The organism is Bradyrhizobium genomosp. I (2014), from assembly GCF_000261685.1.
GTDB lineage: Bacteria > Pseudomonadota > Alphaproteobacteria > Rhizobiales > Xanthobacteraceae > Bradyrhizobium.
Window position 1 is genome coordinate 23,119 of record NZ_AJQE01000016.1, and the last position, 7,655, is coordinate 30,773.

The following is a 7,655-nucleotide window of genomic DNA, read 5'->3' on the forward strand; positions in this document are numbered from 1 at the left end:
TGTTACGGCGTAACAGTTCAGGCTGCGGCGATCTCGTGGCCCGCCATCAGTTCCAGCGCCCGCACCATCCCCGAATGATCCCAGGCCTGGCCACCATGTGCGGTGCAGGCCGAGAACAATTGCTGGGCCACCGCCGTGCTCGGCAGCGACAGGCCAAGCGTGCGCGCGCCTTCGAGCGCGAGGTGGAGATCCTTCTGGTGCAGCTCGATGCGGAATCCCGGATCGAAGTTGCGCTTCACCATGCGCTCGCCATGCACTTCGAGAATCCGCGACGAGGCAAAGCCGCCCATCAGCGCCTTGCGCACCAGCGCTGGGTCCGCACCAGCCTTGGATGCAAACAGAAGCGCTTCGCTCACCGCCTCGATCGTCAGCGCAACGATGATCTGGTTGGCAACCTTCGTTGTCTGACCATCGCCATTGGCACCGACATGCGTGACATTCTTGCCCATCTTGTCGAAGATCGGCTTCATGGCGCCAAAAGCCCGCTCCGGCCCGCCGACCATGATGGTGAGGCTCGCCGCCTTGGCGCCGACCTCCCCACCCGACACCGGCGCATCGAGATAGTCGGCGCCGAGCGCCTCGATCTTCTTGGCGAATTCCTTCGTGGCCAGCGGCGAGATTGAGCTCATGTCGACGACGATCTTGCCCCTGGAAATGCCGCTCGCGACCCCGTCCGTGCCGAACAGCACGGCTTCGACATGCGGTGTGTCCGGCACCATGATGATGACGGCATCCGCCTCCTCCGCGACCTGCTTGCTGGACTTGCATGGAATGCCGCCGGCCGCGATCAGCGCCGGCGCGACCGGCGCGACATCATGCAGGAAAACGCGATGGCCTGCCGCCAGGAGATGGCCGGCCATCGGCCGTCCCATGGTGCCAAGTCCGATGAACCCGATGTTGGTCATGTCTGACTTTCTCTCAGTTGGATTAGCGAAATTTCATCCGCACGCTCGGTGCACCTCTCCCGCAAGCGGGAGAGGGAGCGCACCGTCGCCGTGGCCGCGCTCTCACGTCTCGAACGTCTGCGCCGCATGCCACGAAAGCCCTTCCAGCGTCGTGGTGCGCGGCTTGTATTCGCAGCCGATCCAGCCGCGATAGCCGATTGCGTCGAGGTGGCGGAACAGGAAGGGATAGTTGATCTCGCCGGTGCCGGGCTCGTGCCGGCCGGGATTGTCGGCGAGCTGGATATGGGCGATCTCCGGCAGATATTCCTGCATGGTGCGGGCGAGATCGCCCTCCATGATCTGCATGTGATAGATATCGTATTGGACGAACAAATTGTTCGACCGTACCTCCGAGATCAGCTGCACCGCCTGCTCGGTACCGTTGAGGAAAAAGCCGGGAATGTCGAGCGTGTTGATCGGCTCGACAAGCAGCCTGATCTTCTCCCGCGCCAACGTCGACGCAGCGAAGCGGAGGTTACCAACCAGCGTTTCGTTGAGCTCGCGCGGATCGGCGTCGGCAGGCGCGATGCCCACGAGACAATTGAGCTGCTCGCAATCGAGCGCCTTGGCGTATTCGATGGCTCGGAACACGCCGTCGCGGAATTCGGCGGTGCGGTCAGGCAGGATCGCGATGCCGCGCTCGCCTGCCGCCCAGTTTCCGGCCGGCAGATTGTGCAGCACCTGCGTCAGCCCATGGGCTTCGAGTTGCTCGCGCAGCTGCGCCTTATCGAAATCATAGGGGAAGAGATATTCGACCCCGGCAAAGCCCGCCGCCTTCGCCGCGGCAAAGCGGTCGAGGAACGGCATCTCGTTGAAGAGCATGGTGAGGTTTGCGGCGAATCTCGGCATGATGCTATCTCCTATTCCGCCGGCTGCAGCACGCCGGGCCTGACTGTCCCACCCTCGTCGAGCGGCAGATCAAGCACCTCCTCGAACTCGACGATGTTGTCGATCTCCGTGCCCATCGCGATGTTGGTGACGCGTTCGAGGATGAACTCGACCACCACGGGAACGCGGTGCCTGGTCATCAACTCACGCGCGGTGGCGAACGCGGCCTGCGTGTCCTTCGGGTCGGTGACGCGGATCGCCTTGCAGCCGAGGCCTTCGGCGACCGCGACATGGTCGACACCGTAGACGCCGATCTCGGGCGCGTTGATGTTCTCGAAGGAAAGCTGCACATGATAGTCCATGTCGAAGCCGCGCTGGGCCTGACGGATCAGGCCGAGATAGGAATTGTTCACGACGACGTGGATGTAGGGCAGATTGAACTGCGCCCCCACCGCGAGCTCCTCGATCAGGAACTGGAAGTCGTAGTCGCCTGAGAGCGCGACGATCTCGCGATCGGGGCATGCGGCACGCACGCCGAGCGCGGCGGGCAGCGTCCAGCCGAGCGGACCCGCCTGCCCGGCATTGATCCAATTGCGCGGCTTGTAGACGCCGAGGAACTGCGCGCCGGCGATCTGCGACAGTCCGATCACGCTGACATAAGTGGTGTCGCGACCGAACGCCTTGTTCATCTCCTCGTAGACGCGCTGCGGCTTGATCGGAACGTTGTCGAAATGGCTCTTGCGCAACATCGTCCTCTTGCGGTCGCGGCAGGCCGCGGGCCACGCCTGGCGCTCGCGGAGCCTGCCTGACCGGCGCCACTCCCTGGCGACGGTGACGAACAGCTCGAGTGCAGCCTTCGCGTCCGAGACGATGCCGAGGTCGGGATTGAACACGCGCCCGATCTGGGTCGGCTCGATGTCCACGTGAACGAATTTGCGACCCTTGGTGTAGGTTTCGACCGAGCCTGTATGACGATTGGCCCAGCGGTTGCCGATACCGAGCACGAAGTCGGACTCCAGCAGAGTTGCGTTGCCGTAGCGATGGCTGGTCTGGAGACCGACCATGCCCGCCATCAGCACGTGGTCGTCGGGAATAGCACCCCAACCCATAAGCGTCGGTACGACAGGCACGTTGGCGATCTCGGCGAATTCGACCAGAAGGTCCGAAGCGTCGGCGTTGATGATGCCACCGCCCGCAACGATCAGCGGACGCTCGGCGGCGTTGAGCATCTCCATCGCCTTCTCGACCTGCTTGCGCGTCGCGGTCGGCTTGTAGACCGGCAGCGGCTCATAGGTCTCGTCGTCGAACTCGATTTCGGCCAGCTGCACGTCGAGCGGCATGTCGATCAGCACCGGCCCCGGCCTCCCTGAGCGCATCACGTGAAACGCCTGGCTGAACACGCGCGGCACCAGCGCCGGCTCGCGCACCGTCACCGCCCATTTGGTCACCGGCTTTGCGATCGATTCGATATCGACCGCCTGGAAATCCTCCTTGTAGAGACGCGCGCGCGGCGCTTGCCCCGTGATGCAGAGGATCGGAATGGAATCTGCGATCGCCGAGTAGAGCCCGGTGATCATGTCGGTGCCGGCCGGCCCGGAGGTGCCGATACAGACCCCGATATTGCCGGCCTTGGCCCGCGTATATCCTTCTGCCATGTGCGAGGCGCCCTCGACATGCCGCGCCAGGATGTGGCGGATCGAGCCGCGCTTCCTCAGCGCCGAATAAAGCGGATTGATCGCAGCCCCGGGAACGCCGAAGGCGGTCGAGATACCTTCCTTTTCCAGGATACGCACGGCAGCATCGACGGCTCGCATCTTCGCCATATCGGACCTCGCTTGGTTCAAGTCAGCGAGCGAGATCATCAGGTGCGCAGAAGCCAATCTCAACGAGATCGATTTTATTTTCCACGATGCGGCAGCCACGAGAAAATCGCAGCGGTCTCAATCGGTTATATCGAGGAACACCTGAAAGCGGATCACTCGAACAGCGGTGCCAGCTCCATCTGCGGCACCAGCACGAGGCCCTTGTCGGTGATGCGAATTTCCGGAATGACCGATAGCGGAATCAAATTGAAGCCCATGTAGGGGATGGTGCAGCCGGCTTCCGTCCATTCCTTCTTCAGCACCTTCACTTCTTCCGCTACGTCGGTGACGCGCTTGTCGGAGAGCAGCCCGGCAATGGGCAGCGGAACCAGCGCCCTCACCTTGCCTTCGGCGACGACGCAGACGCCGCCCTGCCGCTCCTTGATCGCGGCGATGGCGACCTGCATATCGCCCTCGTTGGTGCCGGCGACAATGAGGTTGTGGCTGTCGTGCCCGACGCTGGAAGCGACCGCGCCGCGCTTCAGGCCAAAATCCTTGAGGAGGCCATAGGCGACGTTGCCGGCGGATTTGCCGTGACGCTCGACCACCGAGACGAAGCAGAGGCCGTAGCGCGCGAACAGCGAGGGCCAGTCCTTGGCCGGTTCGATCGCGACCTTCTCATGGATCAGTGTGATGCCGGGCAACGCGGTCTTGATCGCGTTGACGGTGCAGGCTTTCACCGGCAGCTCCGGCGTCAGCCTCAGTTCTTCCGGAAGCTTCACCGTGGCGTAGGCGGCCCTCGGATATTGGTAGCGCTGCGACAAGGCCTGATCGAGCCGAGGCGTGATCTTGCACTGCTCGACCAAGAGCTCGCCGCCATACCAGGTGCATTGCGGCTTGAGCTGGTCGTCCATCAGCACGAGATCGGCGCGGCGGCCGCCGCCGAGCCCGCCGACATCGCCGTCCATACCGAAACGTGTTGCGCCATGAAGCGAGCCCATCGACCAGGCCTGCTCCGGCGACATCCCCGCCTTCACCGCCTCGCGCACCACCCAGTCGAGACCGAACAGCAGCAGATCGTCGGCATCGCGATCATCTGTGCAGACCGCCGTGCGCTTGTGCGAGGCCCCGAGCTCGGTCACGGTGCGGATCGCCTGCGGCAGCGAATGCCAGGGCGTCGTGGGCGGGCCGCCGCGGAGGAACACCCAGACGCCGGCGTCGAGCAGATCGTCAGCAATATCCCGGTCGATCGCCTCGTGCGTATCGGTGACGCCGCTCGCCGCATAGGCGGCGACGAACTCGCGGCCATAGACATGACCGGACACCGGACGCCCGCGCTTCAGGGCCGCGGCGAGGATGGCATGGCTGCGCTCGTCACCCATCGTGACAGGCACAAAATCCATCTTCTCGCCAAGCGCCACCGCTTCGGGCCAGCGGTCGAACAGGCCGGCGATCTTGTCCGGCGTGAGATCGCCGCCCGCGGTTTCCAGTTCCGCCGACGTCGCCGGCACCGTGCTCGGCACCGTCAAGAAGATCGACAGCGGCGCCTCGCGCGCGTCCTCCAGCATCGCCTCGACGCCGGCGACGTCCATGACGTTGCCGATCTCATGGCTGTCGCAGAAGATCGTGGTGGTGCCGTTGAGCAGCGCTGCCTCCGCATAGGCGCAGGCCGTCACCATCGAGGATTCGATGTGGATGTGCGGATCGACGAGGCCCGGCGCAATGATGCCGCCGGCTGCGTCGTAGAGCGGCACCTCGCTCCAGGCCTTCTTCGCTGTACCGCTCGGCTTCACCGCCGCGATGCGGCCGCCGGAGATCCAGACCTCCCGCCCCGGATGGATACGCTCGGAATAGGTCGAGAGCACGCGCGCCCCCGTGACGACGAGATCCGGCACGACGCGCTCCGAGGCGACGTCCGCGAGGCGCCGCGTCATGCTGTGCAGTGGCGCGACGGCGAAACGGGTGAGTTTGGTCATCGGCGCTCTCTGGTGACGTTACGGCCGAGCGATGGTTACGCCCGGTCCCACCCGGGCAAGCTCAAATATAGCGGCAGGACCTACTTACGTCTTCGGCGCCGAAACAGCTGCCGCCCCCGCGCCCGAAGGCCTGCGCGGGTTCCGCCTTCGCCTCGGCGGTGCGGCAGTGGGCTTGACCCGAATGCGCATCGACCGGCCTTTGGGCTCATCGATCTCGAACGCATTCGTCTTTCGCACGAGGTCGCTCAACTTGCGGAAGCCGAACGTCCTCGGATCGAAATCCGAAGCCAGATTGGCGAGTTGCCGTCCGACTTCGCCGAGCGCGACCCAGCCGTCCTCGCTCTCCATCTGGGTGATCACTTTCTTGATGATGGGCGTGGCGGCATCGGGCGGCTGAAGCGGCGGCGACCTCGAGGCGGCATCCTGGGTGTTCGCCGGGGCGGCAAGCAGGTTCTCGGTGTAGACGAACCTTCGGCAGGCCTGCCGGAAGCTTTCCGGCGTCTTCTGCTCGCCGAACCCGAAGACGTCGACGCCCTGCTCCCGGATGCGGGCGGCGAGACGGGTAAAATCGCTGTCGGAAGACACCAGGCAGAAGCCGTCGAACCGGCCGCTGTGAAGCAGGTCCATCGCGTCGATGACCAGCGTTATGTCGGACGCATTCTTTCCCGTCGTATAAGCGAATTGCTGTTGCGGGATGATGGCGTGCTTCGACAGGATGTCAGCCCAGCCCCTGGAACGCGCATTGGAGAAGTCGCCGTAGATGCGTCGGACGCTGGCCTCGCCGATCTTGGCAATCTCCTCGAAAAGTCCATCCGCGATCTTCGCAGAGGCATTGTCGGCGTCGATCAGGACGGCCAGACGGGGCGAGCGAAGTTCCGACGGCATGGCATTTCTCCACGGGATGGACGCGGCATTAGAACATGCGTGCGTCTTAACGGCTAATCCTCGCTCGCCTTGAAGCGGCCGAGCCCCTTCATCACGAAGGGCGCCAGCAGCGCGATCAGCGCGATGCCAAGCAGCGTCGCCGAGATCGGACTTTGCAGCAGCGCCATGGGATCGCCGAGGCTGATCGCGAGCGCGCGGCGCAGCTGGCTCTCGGCGATCGGGCCGAGGATCAGGCCGACCACGACGGGCGCGATCGGGAAATCGAACCGGCGCATCAGGAAGCCGAGCACGCCGAAACCGGCCAGCATCGACAATTCGACCACGGACGGCTTTGCCGCGATGGTGCCCATGGTCGCGAACACCAGGATGCCGGCATAGAGCCAGGGCTGCGGGATCGCCAGCAGCCGCACCCACAGGCCGACCAGCGGCAGATTGAGCACCAGCAGCATGCAATTGGCGATGAAGAGACTCGCGATCAGGCCCCAGACGAGGTCGGGCCGTTCGGCGAACAACAGCGGCCCGGGGTTGAGGCCGTATTGCTGGAAGCCCGCCAGCATCATCGCGGCCGTGGCCGAGGTCGGCAGCCCCAGCGTCAGCAGCGGCACCAGCGTGCCGGCCGCGGAGGCGTTGTTGGCGGCTTCCGGTCCGGCGACACCTTCGATCGCGCCCTTGCCGAACTCGTCCGGATATTTGGTGAGACGCTTCTCGGTCGAGTAGGACAGGAAGGTCGGAATTTCCGCGCCGCCCGCAGGCAGTGCGCCGATCGGGAAGCCGAACATCGTGCCGCGCAGCCACGGCTTCCACGAGCGCTTCCAGTCTTCCTTGGTCATCCACAGCGAGCCGCGCACCGGTTCGAGCTTCTCCTCGGTGTGGTGGCGGCGGGATGCGACGTAGAGCGCCTCGCCCACCGCGAACAGCCCGACCGCCAGCGTCGTCACCTCGACGCCGTCGAGCAGTTCGGGGACGCCGAACGCAAGCCGCGCCTGTCCCGTGAGCTTGTCGATCCCGACGAGTCCCAGCGTCAGGCCGATGAACAGGCTGGTCAGGCCGCGGACCGGGGAATCTCCGAACGTGGCCGACACCGTGACGAAGGCGACGCACATCAGCGCGAAATAATCCTCGGGGCCGAAGCGCACGGCGAAATCGACCAGCCATGGCGCGAGGAAGGCCAGTCCGATGGTGGCGATGGTGCCGGCGACGAAGGAGCCGATGGGGGGGGG

The 7,655-nt window shown here is 64.7% G+C and carries 6 protein-coding genes; all 6 read right to left on the bottom strand.

Annotated features, from left to right (window positions below; translation table 11 throughout):
* Positions 1-17: 17 nt before the first annotated feature.
* Positions 18-905 (bottom strand): 2-hydroxy-3-oxopropionate reductase, encoded by an 888-nt coding sequence (locus IC50_RS01285; RefSeq protein ID WP_035699551.1) that lies wholly within the window; start codon positions 903-905, stop codon positions 18-20.
* A gap of 102 nt (positions 906-1,007) precedes the next feature.
* Positions 1,008-1,793 carry a hydroxypyruvate isomerase gene (gene hyi / locus IC50_RS01290; RefSeq protein ID WP_035699553.1) on the bottom strand — a complete coding sequence of 262 codons (786 nt, stop codon included), beginning with the start codon at positions 1,791-1,793 and terminating at the stop codon, positions 1,008-1,010.
* Between the two features lie 11 nt (positions 1,794-1,804).
* The gene (gene gcl, locus IC50_RS01295; protein WP_035699566.1) at positions 1,805-3,595 is read right to left on the bottom strand and encodes a glyoxylate carboligase; all 1,791 of its coding nucleotides are present in this window, start codon (positions 3,593-3,595) and stop codon (positions 1,805-1,807) included.
* A gap of 152 nt (positions 3,596-3,747) precedes the next feature.
* Positions 3,748-5,550, bottom strand: a complete 1,803-nt coding sequence (locus IC50_RS01300; RefSeq protein WP_035699556.1) for an adenine deaminase C-terminal domain-containing protein — start codon at positions 5,548-5,550, stop codon at positions 3,748-3,750.
* An 84-nt stretch (positions 5,551-5,634) separates the two neighbouring features.
* Positions 5,635-6,435, bottom strand: a complete 801-nt coding sequence (locus IC50_RS01305; RefSeq protein ID WP_035699558.1) for an NYN domain-containing protein — start codon at positions 6,433-6,435, stop codon at positions 5,635-5,637.
* A gap of 53 nt (positions 6,436-6,488) precedes the next feature.
* Positions 6,489-7,655 (bottom strand): tripartite tricarboxylate transporter permease (locus IC50_RS01310; protein WP_035699561.1); only part of this gene is annotated, 1,167 nt, incomplete at its 5' end.